The organism is Shewanella litorisediminis (genome assembly GCF_016834455.1).
In the GTDB taxonomy this organism is placed as follows: domain Bacteria; phylum Pseudomonadota; class Gammaproteobacteria; order Enterobacterales; family Shewanellaceae; genus Shewanella; species Shewanella litorisediminis.
This window is the reverse complement of record NZ_CP069213.1, coordinates 17,359-40,689: the sequence shown is the minus strand read 5'-3', so window position 1 is coordinate 40,689 and position 23,331 is coordinate 17,359. Positions and strand designations below refer to the sequence as shown.

Sequence of the window (23,331 nt, the reverse complement as noted above, 5' to 3'; positions counted from 1 at the left end):
AGCTATTTCCTCTTCACTCTGACGTAACCACCGGGTACTGCAGCAACCCAACCTTGTAACTCCAACTCAAGTATTTGTTCCAGCACAAGATCTATCGGTTTACCACTATGTTCCACCAACCTGTCTATGGGTGTGGTCTCATACTCTACACTAGCCAAGAGCTCCGGGTATGGCAACTCCTGACCGCTTTCAGCTTCGATATGGGGGCTTTGGGGCAACATATCAAGCTGACAACTCAACATGCTAGCAAGTTCCTCCACTATATCGGCAGCATCGCAAACAAGTTTTACCCCCTGACGCAACAAATCATGACATCCCTGATGCCTTTCATCCAGTATACTGCCGGGTACGGCAAAAACCTCTCGCCCCTGCTCCATCGCCAATCTGGCGGAAATCAGTGAGCCACTCTTTCTGGCCGCCTCAACCACCAGCGTTCCCAGCGCCATTCCGGTGATAATGCGGTTTCGCTTTGGAAAGTTACCGGCAAAGACAGGCGTACCAGGCCAGAACTCACTCACAATGCACCCGCTCTCCAAAATCTCATTCGCCAGACCGACATGTTTTTTGGGGTAAATTTCATCAATCCCCGTACCAAGCACCGCATGGGTCACGCCCTCCGCAGCCAATACCCCCTGATGACAGGCACCATCGATGCCGGCCGCTAAACCACTGACCACAGCAAACCCGTATCCTGCCAGTCCGGAGGCCAGCATTCTGGCACTTTGCAGTCCACTGTAACTCGCCGCCCGGCTGCCGACCATGGCAACAGAAGGTCGCAGCAAAGCCTCGGCCTGACCTTTGGCAAACAGAAAGACTGGTGGGTCTGTGATGGTTTTGAGTAAGGGTGGGTAGCGCGGGTCATCAAAACAGATGAGATGGTGGTTTGTGGATGCGGCTTGCCATTGCAACGCCGCGTCCACCAAGCGGTAATCCACAACCAGGCCGGACCGCAGAGAGGGCGACAAGGGCAAGGAGTCTTTTTCCGTTTCCAGCCTTTGTCTCAGCTCTTCCACATCCATGTGTTCGAGTAATTGCCCGATCCGGGTCGGTCCCAACCCGGAAACAGCACCGACAATTAACCAGTCAACCAGACTGGCTGCGATTTATTCCCCCGCTAACCCGGTTTCCGCAGGCACCGACAATTTGTCATCAGTGCGCACCGGACGGTTGTTGATCATGATAAGGCCCATACTCACTTTATCGAATACTTTGAACACCATGAGATTGCCGTGATAAACGTCGGGCAGCTTGATAGCGCTGTCGCTGCCAAATTTTGCCATGAGATTCCCGTAGGCACTGCGATCTATGCTTGGCTCAGGGGTGCCATTTTTATCAATGACCACAGTTTCACCGTCGCGATGAATGGCAAACACGTCACCGGGCTCTACCCCATCGTTCACACCCTTGCTGATGTAAACCACATCCAACTTACCCACTTCGCGGATATCTTTTTCAGTACCAAGCACGTAGGCATCGGCGACATCAGCAGGCTTGGGCATAAAGTAAGCGGACATCAATGCTTCGTCTTCGATGGGCAATACGCGATTGCCTGGACGGGTTTCCCGCAGGTTGGTACTGATTTGGATTTTGGATATAGGCCCGGATTCAACCACACGGCCACTTGAGGTCAGAATGACTTCACGTCCCAGAGTCTCTTCAGTGGTCTTGTCGGTAAAGATACGACCAGCCTCATAGGCGGCAACCTTCATACCAACGGGCAGTTCGGCCTGAACGTAAATCACGTCACGCTCGATGTGGAAACGTGATGGACTCTCGCCGCCAAGCACCATGGGCTGCTGCGCGTACCATTCATCGTCAACCACGCGATTTTGACTCAGGTAAGGCTGGATGAGCTCCAGATTCACCGCAGGAATGGCACCACCTTTTGGCATAACCCGACCTTCAGGGCTCTTACGAACCTGAGGTTTAACGACCAAGCGCGGCTGGCCATCAATGAAGACCAATGTCAGACGATCCCCGGGATAAATCAAATGGGGGTTGGCAATTTGTGGGTTGGCATTCCAAAGCTTGGGCCAACGCCAGGGGTCGTTTAAGAACTTCGCAGAAATATCCCAGAGGGTATCCCCTTTCACGACGACGTAAGTGTCCGGATGGCCTGGCTTAAGCGTCAGGGTATCTGCCATGGCAAACGAACTGGTTAGAGAGATTAACGCGACTAGAATTAACCTTTTCATGGGAGCATCCATGTTGTTTGGCTCGTTAGGCGAGCTTTTACTGTTATTGATTGTCGCTACGGATTAAAATTGACCCAATAGCAAAGTCAGTATAACCAACTGGCACGGATTTGACAGACTTGTTAAGAGTTTAAGTATGCCTCTATTAAAAGTTTTACGTTTTCCCGACGAAAGATTAAGGACAGTTGCCAAGCCGGTGACGGAATTTACACCCGCACTCCAATCGCAAATCGACGACATGTTTGAAACCATGTACGAAGAAAACGGGATTGGCCTTGCCGCAACCCAGGTCGATTTCCATCAGCGGCTGATTGTGATGGATCTGCAGGACGAGGTTGAGCGCCCCAAGGTATTCATTAACCCTGAAATCGTCGCAAAGAGCGGTGACTTCTGTAACGAAGAAGGCTGCTTGTCGGTGCCTGGCGTCTACGCCAAGGTCGATCGCGCCGAGTTGATTACCGTTAAGGCCCTTGACCGTAACGGCGAAGAATTTACCGTGGAAGCCGACGGCCTGTTTGCCATTTGCCTGCAGCATGAGATGGACCATCTCGTCGGCAAGCTCTTTGTTGACTATCTTTCTCCCCTGAAGCGTCAGCGCATTCGCCAAAAGCTGGAAAAAGCCGCCCGCAACGACAAATAAGATTCAGGAATCGTTTTGAAGCCACTGAAAATCATCTTTGCCGGCACGCCGGACTTTGCTGCCCGCCATCTGCAGGCACTGCTGACTTCTGAGCATGAAGTCATTGCCGTCTATACCCAACCGGACAGACCAGCAGGGCGGGGCCACAAGTTAACCCCAAGCCCGGTCAAGTCGTTGGCGTTGGAACACCAGATCCCGGTGTTTCAGCCCAAATCACTGCGTAAAGAACCGGCGCAGCAGGAATTGGCCGCTCTCGGCGCCGACATCATGGTCGTGGTCGCCTATGGCCTTATCCTGCCCAAGGCGGTGCTGGATACCCCGCGCCTCGGCTGTATTAATGTCCACGGCTCCATTCTGCCGCGCTGGCGCGGTGCTGCCCCTATTCAACGGGCGCTCTGGGCTGGCGATACCGAAACCGGTGTCACCATTATGCAGATGGATGTAGGTCTGGATACCGGCGATATGCTGCTGAAGACCCGTTTGCCCATCGAAGATGACGACACCTCCGCCAGTCTCTATGAGAAGTTGGCCGGGCAAGGTCCAGCAGCGCTGCTCGATGCCCTGGCGGCGCTCAGCGCTGAGGGTTTGGAAGCTGAAAAGCAGGACGAGGCACTGGCGAACTACGCCGAGAAACTCAGCAAAGAAGAGGCACGCCTCGACTTTACCAAGCCCGCCAAAAACCTCTGGCAGGAAGTGCGCGCCTTTAACCCCTGGCCTGTGAGCTACTTTGAGCATCAGGGCCAGACCATTAAAGTTTGGCAAGCCTGCGTCATTGCCGAGAATGCCCAGCAAGCAGCCGGAACCATTGTGGCAGCAGGTAAGCAGGGTATCGATGTGGCCACCAGCGATGGCGTGTTGCGTATTCAAAAAATGCAGTTACCCGGCAAGAAACCCATGGATGTGGCGGACATTCTGAATAGTCGCGGCGAATGGTTCGTTGCCGGCACGCTACTTTCCAGCCCTGAGGCACAAGCTTGATGAATATTCGCGCCCTCGCCGCCAAGGCGATTTTCGATGTGTTGGAGCGTGGCGTATCACTCTCTGTGGCGTTGCCTGCGCAGCAGCTTTGGCTTCGTGATGGTAAAGACAAGGCGCTGCTGGCAGAGATTTGCTACGGCGTGATGCGCAGCCTGCCCCAGCTCGACAAGCTGGTCAGCGGCTATATGCAAAAGCCCCTGAAGGGTAAACAGCGCGTTGTCCACCAGCTGTTGTTGGTGGGTGCCTATCAGCTGTACTTCACCCGGGTGCCGGCCCACGCCGCTATCTCCGAAACCGCCGAAGGCAGCCGTGCCCTTGGCTTCGAGAGCCTGGTTAAAGTGGTCAACGGTGTTCTGCGCAACATCCAGCGCCAGATGCCACCGCTTGATGAGTCCAACGACACCCTCAAGTACAACTTTCCGGCCTGGATAATCCGCCGCCTGAAAAACGCCTACCCAAATGACTGGGAAACCATTATCGAGGCCTCCCATCAGCGTCCTCCCATGTGGCTTCGAAACAATCAGCGCCACCAAAACCGCGGTGCCTATTTGCAGGCACTGACCGAGGCCGGGATCAGTGCTGTGGCAGGTCAGGGGGAAGATGCCATTTTCCTTGAATTTGCCACCGATGTCGCCCGTTTGCCGAATTTTGCCGAGGGTGCCTGCTCGGTGCAGGATGGAGCCGCTCAGTGGGCAGCCAGCCTGCTCGCCCCCCAGAACGGCGAGCTGGTGCTCGATGCCTGCGCGGCGCCCGGAGGGAAAAGCTGCCACCTGCTGGAGCTGGCTGATATCAAACTGGTCGCGGTGGACTTCGATGAAAAACGCCTCGAGCGGGTAACGCAAAACCTCGAGCGCCTCAAGCTTAACGCCGAAGTCATCCACGGCGATGCCGGCGACATTGGCAGTTGGTGGCAGGGCGATAAGTTCGACCGCATCCTGCTGGATGCGCCCTGCTCTGCTACCGGGGTTATCCGCCGCCATCCGGACATCAAATGGCTCAGACAAAACAACGATATTGCCGAGCTTGCCAAACTTCAGCAGCAAATTATCGACAACTGCTGGCAGTGGCTCAAACCCGGTGGCACACTGCTGTACGCAACCTGCTCGATTTTGCCCGATGAAAACAGTGAACAGATCAAAGCGTTCCTGGAACGAACGCCTGACGCCACGCTGGAAGTTCTGCCAACACAAACTGACAAAGCGGCAATCGGCTGGCAAATACTGCCGGGGCAGGACGACATGGACGGGTTTTACTACGCCCGCCTGAAAAAAGCGCTGGTTTAGGGATTTAGGCAAACGCCATGAAAATTATCATCTTGGGCGCAGGTCAAGTCGGGGGCACCCTCGCAGAAAACCTGGTGGGTGAAAACAACGACATCACCATAGTCGACAGCGATAAAAACAAGCTGCGCAGCCTGCAGGACAAATACGATCTGCGGGTTGTGGTAGGCCATGGCGCTCACCCTGACGTACTGCGCGAGGCCGGTGCCGAAGATGCCGACATGTTGATTGCGGTGACCAACAGCGACGAGTGCAATATGTCGGCCTGTCAGATTGCCTATACCCTGTTTGGCACCCCCACCAAGATTGCCCGTATCCGCTCAGAGCCTTACCTGATGATGCAGGAAAGGCTGTTTATCGACAGTGAAACCAAAAACTCCGATAACCGTACCCGGGGCGGCTTTGTGATTGATGAGCTGATTGCCCCGGAGCAATTGGTCACGTCTTACATACAAAGGCTGGTGGAATATCCCGGTGCGCTGCAGGTGCTGGAGTTTGCCGAGGGCAAGCTGAGTTTGGTGGCAGTGAGGGCTTACTACGGTGGCCCTCTTGTGGGAAATGCCCTTGCCGCACTGCGTGAGCACATGCCCAATATTGATACCCGGGTGGCTGCCATTTTCCGCCAGGGGCGCCCCATCATGCCCCGCGGTACCACCATTATTGAAGCCGACGACGAAGTCTTCTTCGTGGCCGACAGTCGCCATATCCGCGCAGTCATGAGTGAAATGCAAAAGCTCGATAACAGCTATCGCAACATCATGATCGCCGGTGGCGGGAATATCGGCCTGGGTCTTGCGAAAAAGCTCGAGCGCAATCACTCGGTCAAACTGATTGAGCACAAGGCAGAGCGTGCCGAAGCCCTGTCTGAAAAGCTGCAAAATACCACGGTTTTTTGCGGTGATGCCTCGGATCAGGAACTGCTGCTCGAGGAGCACATTGACCAGACAGATGTCTTTATTGCCGTTACCAACGACGATGAAGCCAACATCATGTCAGCGCTGCTGGCAAAGCGCATGGGCGCCAAAAAAGTAATGGTGCTTATCCAACGAGAAGCCTATGTCGACATAGTGCAGGAAGCCAATATCGATATTGCCATTTCGCCTCAGCAAGCCACCATCTCGGCGTTGCTGACCCATATCCGCCAGGGGGATATCTGTAACGTTTACTCCCTGCGCCGCGGTGCGGCCGAAGCCATTGAAGCCATCGCCCACGGCGATCCCAGCACATCCAAGGTGGTAGGCAAACAAATCGGCGAAATCCGCTTACCACCGGGCACCACCATTGGCGCCATTGTCCGCAACGACGAAGTGCTTATGGCCCACGACAGGACAGTTATCGAGCAGGGCGACCATGTAATCCTTTTCTTGGTGAACAAGAAGTTTATCGGAGAGGTCGAAAGGTTGTTCCAACCCAGCGCGTTCTTCTTCTGACCATGCTGAACCTGAGGCCGCTGCTCTTTATCCTCGGCACCTTTTTGTCGATGTTGGCGGGCTTTATGCTCATCCCCCTGCTGTTTGCCTTATTGCATGGGGATGAGACCTCCGGTGCCTTTATGATTTCATCCCTGGTCACGGGGGCTGCAGCCAGCTTTTGCATCAGCAGCGGCCAGCAGAAAACGCTAAAACTCAACATTCGCGACATGTTTTTGCTGACCAGCATCACCTGGTTGGTTGTCAGCCTGTTTGCGGCCATGCCCTTTACCCTGTACCACGGCATCAATTATACCGACGCCTTCTTCGAAACCATGTCGGGCATCACCACTACAGGCTCAACCGTGTTGTCGGGGCTGGATAACATGGACCGCAGCATCCTGATTTGGCGCTCCTTGCTGCAGTGGCTCGGGGGGATTGGCTTTATCGTAATGGCAGTGGCCGTGCTGCCTTTTCTGAACGTGGGGGGCATGCGGCTTTTTCGCACCGAATCATCGGACTGGAGCGACAAGTCCACCCCACGCACTCAGGACATGGCCAAAAACCTGTTTCAGGTGTACATCCTGCTGACCATATTGTGCGGCCTGGGTTATCACCTCGCGGGCATGGATTGGTTTGAGGCAATCAACCATGCCATGACCACCCTCTCCACCGGTGGCTACTCAACCTCCGACGAGTCCATGGCGCATTTCACCCCCGCGGCCCACTGGGTCAGTACCAGCTTTATGCTGGCGGGTGGATTGCCCCTGCTTATCTTCGTGCAAATGTTGCGCGGCCGCAGTCTCAGTGTATGGAATGATGCCCAGGTAAAAGGGTTTTTGCTGTTTGTCGCCCTGGTGAGTATGTTACTTGGCGCCTGGCTTGCTGAGGTGAAACATCTCGCCTTTTGTGATGCCCTGCGCCTGAGTAGCTTTAACGTCGTCTCGGTGGTTACCACCACGGGCTATGGCCTGACCGACTATGGCAGTTGGGGGCCGCTGGCCAATGTGGCGTTTTTGTTTTTGATGTTTGTGGGTGCCTGCTCCGGCTCCACGTCAGGCGGGATTAAAATCTTCCGCTTTCAAATCGCGGGCGCCATTATGCGCGAGCAGTTAAAGCAGCAAATACACCCTGCTGGGATTTTCCGCGAGCGTTACAACCACCGCCCCATCAGTGATGACATTATCCGCTCGCTGGTCACTTTTATCCTGCTGTTTATGGGTGTGACTGTCGCGCTGGCTGTGTTTTTGGTGGCCGTAGGAGTGGATCCCATCTCTAGCCTCACCGGCGCCATCACGGCGGTCACCAATGTGGGCCCTGGACTTGGCCCCGTGATAGGCCCGGCGGGCAACTTTGCCAGCCTGCCCGACAGCGCCAAATGGGCCCTGTCCCTGGGCATGTTACTGGGACGGCTGGAGATCCTCACAGTTGCGGTGCTTTTCCATCCCAAGTTCTGGCAATACTGACAACCTTACTTCAGCGTCGCCAAATGGTCGGCATAGGCATCGACGTCCTGCCAGTCGGTGTAATCTATTACCGCCTTGGGATCGGTCGGGCCATTGGTCATCTTCATGATAAGACGGATCATTAACGCGTCGTACCAGGGCCAGGACGGATAATCCACCTTACCCGCGATGATTTTCAAATCCCCCGGTTGCCAGGGCGACAAGGCGAGAAACTTCTGTAAATACTTGTTGTTTTCCGGGATACGTTTTTCGGGATTACGGGCCACTACGTTAACGCAGTAAAAACTGGAGGCTTTATTGCTTAGCACCGCGCCATATCGGTCAACCAACTCAAACACTGACTTGTCATAAGAGCCATAGAGAACACACGCGCCCAGCGCCACCACATCGAAGGCGTCCCAATCCGGTGCCTTTTGCAGTGCATCCCCGACCGACATCAAGGTGCAACCGTGCCCACCGGCTTCAAGTCTTGCCGCTATCGCCTCAGAGATTTTTTTGGTGTGGCCACCGCGGGAGAAATAAATAAGCAAATGTTGACGCTGCTGAGTCTGTGGCATGTCTCTGGCTCCAAGTTGGGCAATGATGCCATTGTGGCAAGCGAGCCTCAGGCTGTCGCCTTCCAAGCTCACAAACGGGCATCATAAATACGCAATTGCCAAAGAGGTCACACTTATGGCGCGGGAAATTGCCTTGACAGCGACACTCAATTAGAATCATCTAATCAAAAGTGTCGCTGAGAGCCGTAAATGCAACAGAATATTGATGTAAATGCCATGGTAGGTAACGCAGAATCCGCTGCCAAGTGGCTGAAAGCCATTGCCAATCCTTATCGGCTGATGATCCTGTGTCTGCTGCTGGACAATGAAATGAGTGTCACCGAGCTCAATGAAATCGTGCCCTTAAGCCAATCCGCGCTGTCGCAACATCTGGCGGTGCTCAGAGCCGAAGATCTGGTCGATACCCGTAAAAGCTCACAGCTGGTGTACTACAAGCTCAAAAACGAGCAGGTCACCGAAATCATCTCTATCCTGCACCAGCGCTACTGCAGCGTTTAAGGCGCTTTGGCTTAAGGTGCTTTGCGGGCGGCAAACGCATCGGCAAAGCTGTCCACCTTGTCCCAGTCAGTAAACTCGAAGGTGCCCTTGATATCTGTGGGGCCCTTGGTGATCCACATGATGAAACGGATCATGGTACGGTCAAACAAGCCGTAGCGGGGATAATCTATCTTACCGGCAAACACACCCAGCTGCTGTGGTTGCCACGCGGACAGCCGCAAAAACTTTTGCATATAAGGGTTGGTCTGCGGGGTATTTTTTTCACTCTTGCGAGCCACCACATTCACGGTAAAAAACCCGTTAATCTTATTACCCAGCAAGGCAGCGTGTTTGGCAGCAAACTCAAACAGTGCCGGCCTGTGTTTACCATAACGTATGCTTGCCCCCACCAATACCTTATCCGCTGTTGCAAGCAGTGCCTCAGCCCCGGCGATATCAGCCAGGGTGACCTGCTCGCCAGCCGCCTCACAACGTGTCTTGATACGCTCACAAATCTTGCGGGTCTGGCCATCCACGGTGGAATAGAGGATCAGGGTATGGGTCATCAGGTTCTCCAGAATGTGGGGGTAAAGAGCACCAGCAGGGTAAAGATTTCCAATCGGCCAAACAGCATGGCTACCACCAGCACCCATTTGGCACCATCGCCTATGCTGGCATAGTTGCTGGCCACCTCGCCAAGCCCGGGGCCCAGGTTATTCAGGCACGCAGCCGTGGCACTGAAGGCGGTAATATCATCCAGCCCCATGGCCATCAAAATGAGCATACAGATAACGAACACCAGCGCATATGCAGAGAAGAAACCCCACACCGCATCCACGACCCGGTCCGGCAGCGCGGTTTTGCCAATACGGATGGAGAACATGGCTCTGGGGTGAACAAGACGTTTCAGCTCCCGGCTGCCTTGCAGTAACAGCAGCACCACCCGTATCACCTTGATACCACCGGCAGTGGAGCCACCACAGCCACCAATAAAGCTCGAGAAAATCAGCAGCATGGGTAAAAACAGCGGCCAAAGGTGGAAGCTCTCTGTGCCGAAACCTGCCGTGGTAGAAATGGAAACCGCCTGAAACAGCGCGTAATCGAAAGTCTCTTCAGGGGAATCGTAAATACCCGAATGGTAAAGGGTTGCAAAACAAATGGCGGTCAGCAGCAGCTGAATCGCCACCAAAATCTTGAATTCGGTGTCACGGAAATACACCCTGAGGTTAATGCCCCTGCGGCTCATGGCAGCAAAATGCACACTGAAATTGACCGCAGCGATAATCAAAAACACGACGCAAATCATATTGATGGCCGGGCTATCGAAATACCCCATACTCGCATCGTGGGTGGAGAAGCCACCGATGGCAATGGTGGAAAACGAGTGGCAAATTGCATCAAATACCGACATACCGGCTGCCCAGTACGCGGTGGCGCAGGCTACGGTCAGCAGCAGATAAATGTACCAGAGCGCCTTGGCTGTTTCCGCGATGCGTGGCGTCATCTTGCTGTCTTTTACCGGACCGGGAATTTCGGCGCGGTATAGCTGCATGCCACCGATACCGAGCACGGGTAAAATGGCCACAGCGAGCACGATGATCCCCATACCACCCAGCCACTGCAGCAGGTGCCTGTAGAACAGAATCGCCTTTGGCAGGCTATCCAGCCCCACTATCACTGTCGCCCCTGTGGTGGTAAGCGCGGAAAACGACTCAAAGAAAGAATCGGTCCAACTTAAATCCGGCGTAGATGAGAAGATAAATGGCAGAGCACCTATAGACCCCAGTACCGTCCAGAACAGCACCACAATCAGGAAGCCTTCGCGGGTTCGCAGCTCCGACTTATGCTTGCGATTGGGATACCAAAAGATAAATCCCAAGAGCAGACTCACCACAAAGGCCTGAATAAATGCGGTACCGCCGCCATCTTTGTAATAGATAGCGACCAGCGCGGGTGGCAACATGGTGATGGAAAACAGCCCCATCAACAGGCCGGTAATCCTTATTATTGTTCTGTATTGCATGGAACGGTTCTGGTATTCCCTTGATGCCGGGCGCTTTTTGGATAATTGAGGGATTGTCGCACAATTCCCCTTAACTGGCACTCATTCACGGTCATCAAAATATTGCCGCGTTCGGTGCAGATATTCTATTCGGTTTTGGTAAATGCCACCTGAATTTGCCCGGCACTTAAGGTCGCCAGATCCTGATTGAGGGGCGTCAGCTTGTCTTTTGCCAAAACAAACTCAAGGCACACAGCGCCGGAGAAATCCCGACTGCCAATATCTGCCCCATGCTTGCCGAGCAGGTATTCAATGTCTGCGAGCTGGGCATAATCACAGCTGAGTGACGAGGGATACTTAAGCTCCTTTAAGCGGGTTTCCAGGTTGGGCAACGCCTTTTTGATACCGGAGGTATAAGCACGAACCAAACCGCCCACACCCAGCTTGGTACCACCGTAGTAACGTACGACTATGGCCATCACCTCGCCCAGTCCTGAACCTTGCAGGGTGGCCAACATGGGCCTGCCGGCACTGCCGGCGGGCTCGCCATCGTCACTTGCACCTATGGCAATGCTGTTATCCGGCGCGGCGGCAATATAGGCCCAGCAATAGTGACTCGCACCAGGGTAGCGGGCTTTGACGTCAGTAAGTGCTGACTTCAACTCTGATTCAGAGCCGCAATGCCCCAGCAGAGTGATAAACCGGCTGGCCTTGATTTCTTCTTCAAACACCTGCTCACCGGCAGGAATGGGGTACTTCTCGACCACTATCAGTTAAGCCCCAGATCCCGGGTCATATTCTCATTGCGTTCCTGATGCACTATCACGTTGTCTTCGATGCGAATGCCACCAAAGGGGCGCAGGGTATTCACCATGTCCCAATTCACAGCGTCAGCGCGGCCATCGGCTTTAAGGTCGGCCAGCAAACTGTCGATGATGTAAAATCCGGGTTCGATGGTCAGCACATGGCGGGGCGCGAGGATACGGGTACAACGCAGGAAAGGATGACGCTCAGGCGCAGCCAAATGGGTGCCACGCTCATCATGGGCAAATCCCGCCACATCGTGCACCTGAAGCCCCAGCATATGCCCAAGCCCATGGGGGAAGAACACACTGGTTACCCCCTGCTCCACCAGGTCGCTGGCATCGCCTCTGGCAACATCAAACTCCAGCAGCAGTTGCGCCAGCTTGTGATGAGTCGCCAGATGCAGCTCGGTAAAACGCACACCGGGGCGAATCATATCGACCAGCTCTCGCTGCATTTTATCCATGGCCTTGATTAGATCATCAAACACATTCTTTTCAAATGCATAGGTACGGGTAATGTCTGCAGCATAGCCATTAAAAGAGGCGCCGGCGTCGATTAAAAACGAATGCCTTGTGGCCGGAGCCCCGTGTTCCAACGCCGTGTAATGCAAGATGGTGGCATTTTGGTTAAGGGCAATGATGTTACCGTAAGGCACGTCGTTTTCCCCCTGGCCGATTGCCGACAGATACTGCTGCTGTATTTCAAACTCGCTGGCGCCCTTGTAGAAGGCTTCTCGGGCAGCGTGATGGCCTATCACAGCGATGCGGTTGGCCTCGCGCATACATGCCAGCTCATAGTCGGTCTTGAAGCTTCTGTGCCAATGGAAGTAGTTCATCACCCCATCGGGGTTGCGGTTCCTGAAACCGAGTACATCGGCAACATCCAGATGCTCACCAATGTAAGCCCAGGCGTCGAGGTTTTTTGGCAGCAGATCCGCCACCTTCTCCGCCTTGGTCAGCAGCTTGATCTCGAAATGCTCGGTCCAGAAACTCTCGGGCACATCGCTGACCTTATGCCAGAAATCCACCGGGCGATAAAACACCAGCACTGGCTTGTCGCGACCATTGGTTAATATCCAGCAATTGGGGTTGTCCAACACCGGCAGCCAGGCCTTGAAATGCGGATTGGCCTTGAAGGGATAGTTGATGTCATCCAAAAACTGACGGTGGTATTGACCCGAGTGAATGGCCAGACCTTCGAGTTGCTCGCGGGCCAGCACATCGGCTACCCGACGGTTTTGCTCATTGATGTGATTGACGTACAGCGGGGCCAAATTTTCCATGTGAATTATCCTGTCTGCGATGTACGACACCTGACGGAATTTTTGAAAAACCACATCCCAAACACCGTCTTGGCGAACTATTCTGTGTGCTGTGCAGTGTATCACAAAGGCCAAAAAGCGCCCTAGCCGCCAAACAATTAAACGATCGTTTTAATTGGGTGTTGTAATTTTTGTTTTTTGGACGCACACTGGCAAACAAATGGTCAAATGATGGCCGCATTTGCTGTGATAAGGAGAGTCCGTCGCCAGATGGATTCCTGACCAAAAGGAAAGCAAGCACATGATCTACCAAAGTCCTACAATCCAGGTCGAACTGACCGATGACAAGATTGCCCGGCTGTGTTTCAACGCTCCCGGCTCGGTCAACAAGTTCGATCGTGAAACCCTCGCCTCCCTCAATGCCGCACTCGATGTTCTCAAAGACTCTGATGCCAAGGCCGCTGTACTGACCTCCGGGAAAGACACCTTTATTGTTGGCGCCGATATCACTGAGTTTTTAGCCCTCTTCGCTGAAGAAGACGCCAAATTGATGGAGTGGATAGCCCAGGCCAACGTAGTATTCAACAAGCTGGAAGACTTGCCTTTCCCAACCGTGTCGGCCATCAAGGGCTTCGCCCTGGGCGGCGGCTGTGAAGCGATTCTGGCCACCGATTTCCGTGTTGCCGACACCAGCGCCAAGATAGGCCTGCCAGAAACCAAACTCGGTCTTATCCCCGGTTTTGGCGGTACCGTACGCCTGCCACGCCTGATTGGTGCCGACAACGCACTGGAGTGGATCACCACAGGTAAAGATCAGCGCCCTGAAGATGCGCTCAAAGTGGGTGCCATTGATGCGGTAGTCGCCCCGGAAAATCTGGAAGCTGCTGCCATTCAGATGCTCAAAGACGCCCTCGCCGGTAAGCTCGACTGGCAAGCTCGCCGCGCCCGCAAACAGGCGCCAGTGACACTGCCCAAGCTCGAAGCCATGATGTCTTTCACCACCGCCAAAGGTATGGTGTATGCCGTTGCCGGCAAACACTACCCTGCGCCCATGGCCGCCGTGTCTGTGGTTGAACAAGCTGCCGGCATGAGCCGTGCCGAGGCCTTGATAGTAGAGCACAATGCCTTTATCAAGCTGGCCAAAACCGACGTTGCCACTGCGCTCATCGGCATTTTCCTCAACGATCAGCTGGTAAAAGGCAAGGCCAAAAAGGCTGCCAAACTGGCCAAGGATATCAAGCAAGCCGCGGTGCTTGGCGCCGGTATCATGGGTGGCGGTATCGCCTACCAAAGTGCCAGCAAGGGCACCCCTATCGTCATGAAAGACATCACTCAGGCCGCGCTGGATCTGGGTCTGAATGAGGCCGCCAAGCTGTTGTCCGCTCAGGTTGAGCGAGGCCGCTCTACCCCAGACAAGATGGCCAAGGTGCTGAATAACATCACACCGGCGCTGGACTATGCCCCCATCAAAGACGTAAACGTGGTGGTGGAAGCCGTGGTGGAAAATCCCAAGGTTAAGGCCATGGTGCTGGCAGAGGTCGAAAACATGGTGGCAGACGATGCCATTATCGCCTCCAACACGTCCACCATCTCCATCGATTTACTGGCGAAAAGCCTGAAAAATCCGGCTCGCTTCTGCGGTATGCACTTCTTTAACCCGGTACATAAGATGCCGCTGGTTGAGGTCATTCGCGGTAAAGACACCAGCGAAGAAACCGTTGCTTCTGTTGTGGCTTATGCCAGCAAGATGGGTAAGACCCCTATTGTGGTAAACGACTGCCCAGGCTTCTTCGTTAACCGTGTGCTCTTCCCGTATTTTGCCGGCTTCAATGGTCTGCTGGCAGAAGGTGGCGACTTCGCAGCCATCGATAAAGTGATGGAAAAGCAATTTGGCTGGCCAATGGGCCCTGCCTACCTGCTGGATGTGGTGGGTCTGGATACGGGTCACCACGCCCAGGCCGTAATGGCCGAAGGATTCCCGGACCGCATGGGCAAGTCAGGTAAAGACGCTATCGATGTGATGTACGAAGCCGGTCGTCTCGGTCAGAAGAACAGTAAGGGCTTCTACCAGTACAGCATCGACAAGCGCGGCAAGCCGAAAAAAGAAGTCGTGGCAGACTCCTACGACCTGCTCAAGTCTGCTTTTGGTGAGCTGAAGAGCTTTGATGCCGATGAAATCATCGCCCGCACCATGATCCCCATGATCATCGAAACGGTACGCTGCCTTGAAGAAGGCATAGTTGCCAGCCCTGCAGAAGCCGATATGGGTCTGGTCTATGGCCTTGGCTTCCCTCCATTCCGTGGCGGTGTGTTCCGCTATCTGGATACGCTGGGTGTTGCCAACTTCGTGGCGCTTGCCGATAAATATGCCCATCTGGGCGGCCTGTATCAGGTGACCGACGCCATGCGCGAACTTGCCAGTAACAATGGCAGCTACTATCCAAAGGCCTGATTAGGGAAGGATTATCAAAATGAAACAAGCCGTTATCGTAGATTGCATCCGTACTCCCATGGGCCGTTCCAAGGGTGGTGTGTTCCGTAATGTTCGCGCCGAGACCCTGTCAGCCGAGCTGATGAAAGCCCTGTTACTGCGTAACCCTGGTGTTGACCCAAACACCATTGAAGACGTGATCTGGGGCTGTGTGCAGCAGACGCTGGAACAGGGTTTCAACATCGCCCGTAATGCCTCGCTGCTGGCTGGTATCCCCAAAACCGCCGGGGCAGTTACCGTTAACCGCCTCTGTGGTTCTTCCATGGAGGCTCTCCATCAGGCTTCCCGCGCCATCATGACTGGCATGGGTGACACCTTTATCATTGGTGGTGTCGAGCACATGGGGCATGTGCCCATGAACCACGGTGTGGACTTCCACCCTGGTCTGGCGGCCAATGTAGCCAAGGCCTCAGGCATGATGGGGCTGACCGCCGAAATGCTGGGTAAGCTGCACGGTATCAGCCGTGAAATGCAGGACCAGTTCGCCGTGCGTTCACACCAGCGAGCCCATGCCGCCTCGATTGAAGGCCGCTTCGCCAAAGAGATTTATGCCATCGAAGGCCACGATGCCAATGGTGCCCTGATCAAGGTCGATTACGATGAGGTTATCCGCCCGGAAACCACACTCGAATCCCTGGCCGGTTTGCGTCCCGTATTCGACCCAGCCAACGGTACAGTGACCGCCGGCACTTCCTCTGCTCTGTCTGACGGCGCCGCCGCCATGCTGGTAATGGAAGAAGAAAAAGCCCGCGCTCTGGGCCTGACTATCCGCGCACGGGTTCGCTCCATGGCGGTTGCCGGTTGTGATGCCGCCATTATGGGTTATGGCCCTGTGCCAGCCACCCAGAAAGCACTGGCCCGCGCGGGTCTCAGCATTCAGGATATGGATGTGATTGAGCTGAACGAAGCCTTTGCCGCCCAGTCTCTGCCTTGCGTGAAAGATTTGGGGCTGATGGATGTGGTAGAAGACAAGGTGAACCTCAACGGCGGCGCCATCGCTCTGGGTCACCCACTGGGCTGCTCCGGTGCCCGTATTTCCACCACCCTTATAAACCTGATGGAACACAAGGACGCCACCTTTGGCCTGGCAACCATGTGTATCGGGTTGGGCCAGGGCATAGCCACTGTGTTCGAACGTGTGTAACACTGCCAAAACCCAGTAAGTAAAGAATCCGCCTTCTTAGAAGGCGGCTTTAATTCGCCCCTAGAAGGGGCTATCGCTATCTTCTAACCCATCTGCAACGATAACTGAGCCTCATGCTCTAAGTCTTGTTTGTCTTGATGTCTTACATAACGCCTTATGATGGCTTCATTTACACCAACCGTATCGACAAAGTAGCCACGGGCCCAAAATTTGTTGCCCCATAGTCGTTTACGTACATGCGGAAACTTATTGAATAACCTAATCGCACTTCTACCTTTTAATACACCCATCAGAGTCGATATCGAAAGCTTCGGTGGAATTATCACCACCAAATGCACATGATCTACCTGAACATTCAGCTCCAAAACCTCACAACCTTTCATATTGCATAGGATATAAATAGACCTATACAGCTCCTTGCCAAGATTGCCTTTGAGCATTTTAAAACGGTACTTCGGAGTCCAAACGGTGTGATATTTACAACGCCAGTAAACATGTGATGAACTTCTGTAATCGCCCATGCTTCTAGTTACCTCTTACTTGTGGTGAATAAGAAGGTCTCTTTTAGCATGGGCGTTATTCAGGCTATAGCCTCAAGGAACAATCACCACCGCCTTAGGCGGTGGTTTAGGGATGACAATAAAAAAGCCGACCTCTGGGTCGGCTTTTTGTTTCACGTGAAACAGCGTCAGATTTTAAAGCGGCCAGTTATGCTCTTTAAATCCAGGGCAAGTTCACTGAGTTGAGTGGAAGCAACGGCCGTCTGCTCCGAGCTGGCCGCATTCACAGCGCCGGCATCGCTTATCACCGCAAGACTTTGGCTGATTTCCTCTGCGGCCAGTGTTTGCTGGGTAGCTGCTGTAGCAATTTGCCCGGCATTGGCTGCTATAGACTCAATTTCCATATGGGTGTTACGAATCGCCTCGGCAGTGCATTCGGCGCTGTCTACCGTTTGCTGAAGGTGCCCAGTACTTTCCCCCATCACCCCAACGGCGTTTTGGGTGCCCTGCTGCAGCAAGGCAATCATCTCTTCGATATCGCGGGTCGATTGCGCTGTCTTTTGCGCAAGCTGGCGCACCTCATCCGCAACAACGGCAAAGCCACGCCCCTGCTCACCAGCACGGGCCGCCTCAATGGCGGCGTTGAGGGCCAGCAGATTGGTTTGGTCCGCAATGCCACGGATCACCTCCAATACCTTGCTTATCCCCAGACTTTGCACCTCAACACCGCGGATAACCTCTGTGGCTTCGCTAATCGCCGACGCCAAACCATTGATAGTGAATATGTTGCTTCGCACCTGCTGGTCGGCAATTTGCGACAACCCATAAGCCGCCTGGGTCGAGTCTGCCACCTGACGCGCATTGTGAGCCACATCGGCAATTGTCGCCGTCATTTCATTTATCGACGCAGAAACCCGCTCTATGTTGGCTTGCTGCTGGAATAAGCTCTGATTGGTTTCTTCACTGGCGACCCGGGTTTGCTCTGATGCGGCAGAAAGCTGCTCTGTGATCCCAATAATACGCGATACCAGCTCCCGCAAATTATTGGACATGGTTGCCATGGCGAGATACACACCGGTCTTTTCGGCCTGGTCAAAATCGATTGCCAAATCCCCGCCGGCGACACGCTCTGAAATCTGTTTCATGACGGTCGGTTCCCCCCCTAAAGGGCGTATAACGGACCTCTGTATCAACAGTGCAAAAACCATCACTACCAACACAGAAATCCCCAAAACTATCCACAGGCTATTTTTAATAGCCACAACAGATTCCAGCGCTTCTGCCTCATCGATTTCCACAATCAGCGCCCAACGAATTTTTCCGGCCAAATCGGGGCTGAATGGCTTATACGCTGACAGCACCAAATTGCCCTGGTAATCAGAAATCACATCCATGTCGCTCTGCCCCTTGAGCGCCGCTCGGGTTGCCATGGTATTAACGCCATTTCCTTCTATCGAACCAGCAAAACTGGCGATAACTGAGCGTCTTGCTGGGTCCAGAAACGAGTTCGAGCGCATACGATAGTCGTTACCGACCAGATAGCTTTCACCTGACTGTCCCATGCCCGCCCTTTGGCTCATTAGCTGATTGATGCGTTCAATCGAGAGCTGCAGCGCAACCACAGCTATCACACGCCCAAGGTGGATAACAGGCATGCCAATAAAGGCTGCTGGTTGCCCTCCACTGGGGGAATAAGGCATAAAATCAACCATTTCAATTTCTTGCGTCTTTAATACCGTACTAAAGAGAGCCGCCAGATTGGTATCCTTGAAGGAACCTGAAACCAGATTAGTACCGTAATCTGCCTCTTTGGCGTGGCTGTAAACCAGGTCACCATTAGGTGCAATGACAAACACGTCATAGTAACCATACTCCTTCACCATTTGGGTAAAATAGTCCTCATGTGCATGGGTAATGTTTCCAAGGGATGAACCATCACTGAAACTCACCATATCGACCATGGCAGCGGCTAACATCTTAAGATCGGCTCTGTTGTCGGCAAAGTATTCTGTCAGCTGGTTTTCCTTCAGCTGTCTCACAGCCTCCAACTTGCTATACACCTGGGCTTTTAAGGCCCGCTCGGCTAGCTGTTCCGATACTATGCCTGCAATAACCAGCGGCAATAAGCCGATGCACAGCAGCCCATACCAAATGCTCTTTTTAAATGACATCGCCTTATCACAGCTCCAAACTATTTGGTTAACTTGGTGGAATATGGCGGGGAACACTAGCAATCGAACTAAAGTCCGCAACTATTTAATGGTTATTAGCTTATTCATGGAATTGCGTACGGGTTTAGATTGAGCACTTTAAGAGCCAAATCGGTGAAATCATGAACACTGTCCGACAAGTTGAAATGACTTTTTCCACCAACGTCAGCTGTTCCACGTGAAACATCCATGTTGCGCGGTGCCGCAGAATTCAGTGTTGGCTTGGCGTTGCCCCCTTGGCTGGAGTAAAATTTGCCCCAATGACTCTGGCTCTATTTTCAAGAACTCCTATGACCAATATTTTTGCCGAAGCGGATAAGCAACTCGATGCTCTGGGACTGCGCTGTCCAGAACCTGTAATGATGGTGCGCAAAACAGTGCGGCATATGGCTGATGGCGAGACCTTGTTAATTATCGCGGATGATCCAGCAACCACTCGCGACATTCCGAGCTTTTGTGAGTTTATGGACCACACACTAATCGCCAGTGATACCTCAGTTACGCCCTATCGATACCTGATTAAAAAAGGCCTTTAACAGCCTAGCTTGAAGATTATTATTTGAAACAGAAATGAGGTTTTCCTGATCAGGGATTTATGAGATAACAACCAACTGTGCGCTAAGGACTAGCCTGTGCATTGTTCAGCCCTTATCTCAATAACTATAACGATTAGGAAACCCAGATGTTCAAGACCCGTCTCCACCCAACCATGATTGCGGTGGCATTGGCCTTTGCTCCTGCGGCCTTTGCCAGCGGCGAAGCCGAAACCTGGCAAGTCAATGCCCCAACAAATGCCCCCCTGGAAAAAGCCAATATCGATGTCACCGAAGGCACCTGGATGAACCTCAGCCTGAGCCCCGATGGCAAATACATAGTGTTTGACCTGCTGGGCGACATCTATCGCATCCCCGCCAAAGGTGGCGAGGCTGAAGTACTTGCCAGTGGCATTGCCTGGCAGATGCAGCCGGTTTACAGCCCTGATGGCAAATATATTGCTTTTACCTCAGATCAGGATGGGGGTGACAACCTCTGGGTAATGGATGCCGATGGTAAAAATGCCCGAGCAGTCACCAAAGAAACCTTTCGTCTGATTAACAGCCCCGCCTGGAGTCCTGACTCCCAATACCTGGTGGGCCGCAAACACTTTACCGCCAGTCGCAGCCTTGGCGCCGGTGAAGTCTGGCTGTATCACATCAGTGGTGGTGAGGGTGTTCAGCTCACTGAGCGCCCCAACGATCAGAAAGACCTGGGCGAACCCGCCTATTCACCCGATGGCCGTTATATCTATTTCAGCCAGGATGCGACTCCGGGTAAAACCTTCCACTACTCAAAAGACTCAGTAGCCGGCATCTACAAAATCAAACGCTACGACACCCAAACCGGTGAGATTGAAGTATTGATTGAAGGAACAGGTGGTGCGATTCGCCCTACGCCCAGCCCGGACGGTAAAAAACTCGCCTTCATCAAGCGTGATGGATTCCAGTCCACTCTTTATTCATTGGACCTGGCATCAGGCGCAAAAGAAAAGCTGTACGGCGAACTCGACCGTGACATGCAGGAAACCTGGGCCATCCACGGTGTTTACCCCACAATGGCCTGGGACAAAAACAGCAATGACATTCTGTTTTGGGCCAAGGGCAAGATCCAACGTTTGAATGTATCCAGCAAAGAAGTGACAGAAGTCCCCTTCCATGTGAAGACTCAGATGGATGTTCAGCCTTCAGTCCGCTATACCCAAAATCTCGACCATAACAGCTTCGATGTAAAAATGCTGCGTATGGCGCAGGTATCGCCCGATGGCAAGCATGCTGTTTATGAAGCATTGGGCAAACTCTGGCTCAAATCCTTACCCGAAGGCAAAGTCAGCCGCTTAACCAAACTGGACGACGGCATTTCTGAGCTGTATCCCACCTGGTCAAGGGATGGCAAACAACTGGCATTTACCACCTGGACTGATAAAGACCAGGGCACAGTGCAAGTGATTAACCTCGGTAATCGTAAGACCACCAAGGTCACTCAGGTGCCAGGCAAGTATGTTGAGCCGGTATTTTCGCCCAACGGTGAGCTGCTGGTTTACCGTAAAGCCAGTGGTGGTTACATCACCCCGACGACTTGGTCAAAGGACCCTGGTATTTATAAAGCCAGCCTCAAAACCAAGGAGAACACCCGTATCAGCGCCCTTGGTTTCCAACCTCAGTTTGGAGCAGATAGTGGCCGGGTGTACTTTATGGAGAGTGGTGAGACCCCGCAGTTCTCTTCCATCAATCTGGATGGCTTTGAGAAGCGCACCCATTACACCAGCAAACATGCTACTGAGTTCCGTATTTCACCGGACGGAGAGCAGCTGGCATTTGCCGAGCGCTTCAAGGTGTTTGTTACCCCCTTCGCCAAGCATGGTGAGACCATCGAGATCGGCCCTAAGGCCAGCAACCTGCCAGTGACTCAACTTAGTGTGCGTGCAGGTGAAAGTCTGAGCTGGAACAGTAAGAGCGACCAGCTCTATTGGACTCTTGGCCCTGAGCTGTACCAAATGCCGGTGGATACCAGCTATGCCAAGGCCGAAAACAAAGACGCCAAAGTTGAACCCAAGATTACCCAAATCGGCTTTGAGAAGCAGGCCGATGTTCCACGTGGAACCATTGCCTTTGTCGGTGGCAAGGTGATTACCATGGAAAACGATCAGGTAATCGACAATGGCGTGGTGATAGTCACGGATAACAAAATTTCAGCTGTAGGTAGCAAAGATGCGATAACCATCCCCGCTTCGGCTGAGGTTATCGATATTAGTGGCAAGACGATTATGCCCGGTCTGTTCGATGCCCACGCACACGGCGCCCAGGGCGAAGATGAAATCATCCCTCAGCAAAACTGGAACCTGTATGCAGGCCTGTCACTGGGTGTGACCAGCATCCATGATCCGTCCAACGACACTACCGAAATCTTTGCCGCGTCTGAACAGCAAAAGGCCGGTAAGATTGTGGGTCCTCGCATCTTCTCAACCGGCACCATTCTGTATGGCGCGAACCTACCCGGCTATACCAGTCACATCGACTCGGTGGACGATGCCAAATTCCATTTGGAACGCCTGAAAAAAGTGGGAGCCTTCAGCGTGAAGAGCTACAACCAGCCGCGTCGTAATCAGCGTCAACAGGTAATAGCCGCCGCACGTGAACTGGAAATGATGGTCGTGCCAGAAGGTGGCAGCCTGCTGCAACATAACCTGAGCATGATTGCCGATGGCCACACCACCATCGAGCACTCGCTGCCAGCTGGAGCTATCTACAACGACATCAAGCAGTTCTGGAGCCAAACCAAGGTTGCCTACACACCAACACTGGTAGTGGCCTATGGCGGTATCTCAGGCGAAAATTATTGGTACGACAAGACAGATGTTTGGGCTCATCCACGTTTGTCCAAGTTTGTACCGGGCGACCTGCTCAAGGCTCGCTCCATGCGTCGCCCCACTGCACCTGAAGGCCATTACAACCACTTCAACGTGGTTCGGGTCGCCAACGAGCTCAACAACGTCGGTGTGGCCTCAAACATAGGTGCCCATGGTCAACGTGAAGGCCTGGCCGCTCACTGGGAGATGTGGATGTTTGCCCAGGGTGGAATGAGCAATATGGAAGTGCTGAAGACCGCGACCATTAACCCTGCCAAAACCTTTGCCATGGACCATCAGCTCGGCTCCATCAAAGCAGGCAAATTGGCCGACCTTATTGTTATTGATGGTGATCCGCTGGCAGACATCCGCGTAACCGACAAGGTGACTCATACCATGGTTAATGGAAAACTCTATGATGCAGAGTCCATGAATCAGCTTAATGGTGACAAGCGCCAGCGTCAGCCTTTCTTCTTTGAGGAAATCTAAACCTGGTGCCATTCATGTCCCTCTTCTGAAAGAGAGGGGTAAG

The 23,331-nt window shown here is 53.4% G+C and carries 19 protein-coding genes; 10 read left to right on the top strand and 9 right to left on the bottom strand.

Annotated elements, in window-relative coordinates; translation table 11 throughout:
* Positions 1–2: 2 nt before the first annotated feature.
* Together dprA and JQC75_RS00170 are read right to left on the bottom strand one after the other, a co-directional pair.
* Positions 3–1,055: a DNA-processing protein DprA gene (gene dprA, locus JQC75_RS00175; protein ID WP_455431331.1), complete on the bottom strand. Its 1,053-nt coding sequence runs from the start codon at positions 1,053–1,055 to the stop codon at positions 3–5.
* A gap of 48 nt (positions 1,056–1,103) precedes the next feature.
* Positions 1,104–2,207 carry a LysM peptidoglycan-binding domain-containing protein gene (locus JQC75_RS00170; protein ID WP_203325566.1) on the bottom strand — a complete coding sequence of 368 codons (1,104 nt, stop codon included), beginning with the start codon at positions 2,205–2,207 and terminating at the stop codon, positions 1,104–1,106.
* A gap of 124 nt (positions 2,208–2,331) precedes the next feature.
* Here JQC75_RS00170 and def point away from each other — a divergent pair, with 124 nt between their 5' ends.
* From def to JQC75_RS00145, 5 genes are read left to right on the top strand one after another with little or no spacing between them, the layout of a single operon-like run.
* The gene (def, locus tag JQC75_RS00165) at positions 2,332–2,835 is read left to right on the top strand and encodes a peptide deformylase (protein WP_239002051.1); all 504 of its coding nucleotides are present in this window, start codon (positions 2,332–2,334) and stop codon (positions 2,833–2,835) included.
* A gap of 15 nt (positions 2,836–2,850) precedes the next feature.
* Complete coding sequence (gene fmt, locus JQC75_RS00160) at positions 2,851–3,813, top strand: methionyl-tRNA formyltransferase (RefSeq protein ID WP_203325565.1); 963 nt, start codon at positions 2,851–2,853, stop codon at positions 3,811–3,813.
* Positions 3,813–5,096, top strand: a complete 1,284-nt coding sequence (gene rsmB, locus JQC75_RS00155; RefSeq protein ID WP_203325564.1) for a 16S rRNA (cytosine(967)-C(5))-methyltransferase RsmB — start codon at positions 3,813–3,815, stop codon at positions 5,094–5,096. Before fmt ends, rsmB begins: the two co-directional genes overlap by 1 nt.
* 17 nt (positions 5,097–5,113) lie before the next feature.
* On the top strand, positions 5,114–6,523 hold the full coding sequence (gene trkA, locus JQC75_RS00150; RefSeq protein WP_203325563.1) for a Trk system potassium transporter TrkA: 1,410 nt from the start codon (positions 5,114–5,116) through the stop codon (positions 6,521–6,523).
* A gap of 2 nt (positions 6,524–6,525) precedes the next feature.
* Positions 6,526–7,968 carry a TrkH family potassium uptake protein gene (locus tag JQC75_RS00145; RefSeq protein WP_203325562.1) on the top strand — a complete coding sequence of 481 codons (1,443 nt, stop codon included), beginning with the start codon at positions 6,526–6,528 and terminating at the stop codon, positions 7,966–7,968.
* Positions 7,969–7,973: 5 nt separating this feature from the next.
* On the opposite strand, the gene hemG (JQC75_RS00140) is transcribed toward JQC75_RS00145, so the two are convergent.
* The gene (gene hemG / locus JQC75_RS00140) at positions 7,974–8,525 is read right to left on the bottom strand and encodes a menaquinone-dependent protoporphyrinogen IX dehydrogenase (protein WP_203327074.1); all 552 of its coding nucleotides are present in this window, start codon (positions 8,523–8,525) and stop codon (positions 7,974–7,976) included.
* 189 nt (positions 8,526–8,714) lie between these two features.
* On the opposite strand from hemG (JQC75_RS00140), the gene JQC75_RS00135 reads away from it, so the two are divergent.
* Positions 8,715–9,023 carry an ArsR/SmtB family transcription factor gene (locus JQC75_RS00135; RefSeq protein WP_203325561.1) on the top strand — a complete coding sequence of 103 codons (309 nt, stop codon included), beginning with the start codon at positions 8,715–8,717 and terminating at the stop codon, positions 9,021–9,023.
* 11 nt (positions 9,024–9,034) lie between these two features.
* Here the strand turns inward: JQC75_RS00135 and hemG (JQC75_RS00130) are convergent, their stop codons facing one another.
* The 4 genes from hemG (JQC75_RS00130) to pepQ form a co-directional block, all read right to left on the bottom strand.
* Positions 9,035–9,568, bottom strand: a complete 534-nt coding sequence (hemG, locus tag JQC75_RS00130; protein WP_203325560.1) for a menaquinone-dependent protoporphyrinogen IX dehydrogenase — start codon at positions 9,566–9,568, stop codon at positions 9,035–9,037.
* On the bottom strand, positions 9,568–11,025 hold the full coding sequence (locus JQC75_RS00125) for a TrkH family potassium uptake protein (RefSeq protein ID WP_203325559.1): 1,458 nt from the start codon (positions 11,023–11,025) through the stop codon (positions 9,568–9,570). Before JQC75_RS00125 ends, hemG (JQC75_RS00130) begins: the two co-directional genes overlap by 1 nt.
* Before the next feature lie 125 nt (positions 11,026–11,150).
* The gene (locus JQC75_RS00120) at positions 11,151–11,771 is read right to left on the bottom strand and encodes a YigZ family protein (protein ID WP_203325558.1); all 621 of its coding nucleotides are present in this window, start codon (positions 11,769–11,771) and stop codon (positions 11,151–11,153) included.
* A 2-nt stretch (positions 11,772–11,773) separates the two neighbouring features.
* Entirely contained in the window at positions 11,774–13,093 is a 1,320-nt protein-coding gene (pepQ, locus tag JQC75_RS00115; protein ID WP_203325557.1) for a Xaa-Pro dipeptidase, read from the bottom strand.
* Between the two features lie 280 nt (positions 13,094–13,373).
* On the opposite strand from pepQ, the gene fadB reads away from it, so the two are divergent.
* A complete protein-coding gene (gene fadB / locus JQC75_RS00110) occupies positions 13,374–15,524 on the top strand; it encodes a fatty acid oxidation complex subunit alpha FadB (RefSeq protein WP_203325556.1) in 2,151 nt (716 codons plus the stop codon).
* A gap of 19 nt (positions 15,525–15,543) precedes the next feature.
* Positions 15,544–16,707 (top strand): acetyl-CoA C-acyltransferase FadA, encoded by a 1,164-nt coding sequence (fadA, locus tag JQC75_RS00105; RefSeq protein WP_203325555.1) that lies wholly within the window; start codon positions 15,544–15,546, stop codon positions 16,705–16,707.
* 83 nt (positions 16,708–16,790) lie between these two features.
* Here fadA and tnpA read toward each other — a convergent pair whose 3' ends face one another.
* A complete protein-coding gene (tnpA, locus tag JQC75_RS00100; protein ID WP_203325554.1) occupies positions 16,791–17,228 on the bottom strand; it encodes an IS200/IS605 family transposase in 438 nt (145 codons plus the stop codon).
* Between the two features lie 167 nt (positions 17,229–17,395).
* Positions 17,396–19,378: a methyl-accepting chemotaxis protein gene (locus tag JQC75_RS00095; protein ID WP_203325553.1), complete on the bottom strand. Its 1,983-nt coding sequence runs from the start codon at positions 19,376–19,378 to the stop codon at positions 17,396–17,398.
* A gap of 329 nt (positions 19,379–19,707) precedes the next feature.
* Here JQC75_RS00095 and tusA point away from each other — a divergent pair, with 329 nt between their 5' ends.
* Positions 19,708–19,953: a sulfurtransferase TusA gene (tusA, locus tag JQC75_RS00090; RefSeq protein WP_203325552.1), complete on the top strand. Its 246-nt coding sequence runs from the start codon at positions 19,708–19,710 to the stop codon at positions 19,951–19,953.
* A gap of 146 nt (positions 19,954–20,099) precedes the next feature.
* Positions 20,100–23,288 (top strand): amidohydrolase family protein, encoded by a 3,189-nt coding sequence (locus JQC75_RS00085; RefSeq protein WP_203325551.1) that lies wholly within the window; start codon positions 20,100–20,102, stop codon positions 23,286–23,288.
* The last annotated feature ends 43 nt before the right edge of the window (positions 23,289–23,331 follow it).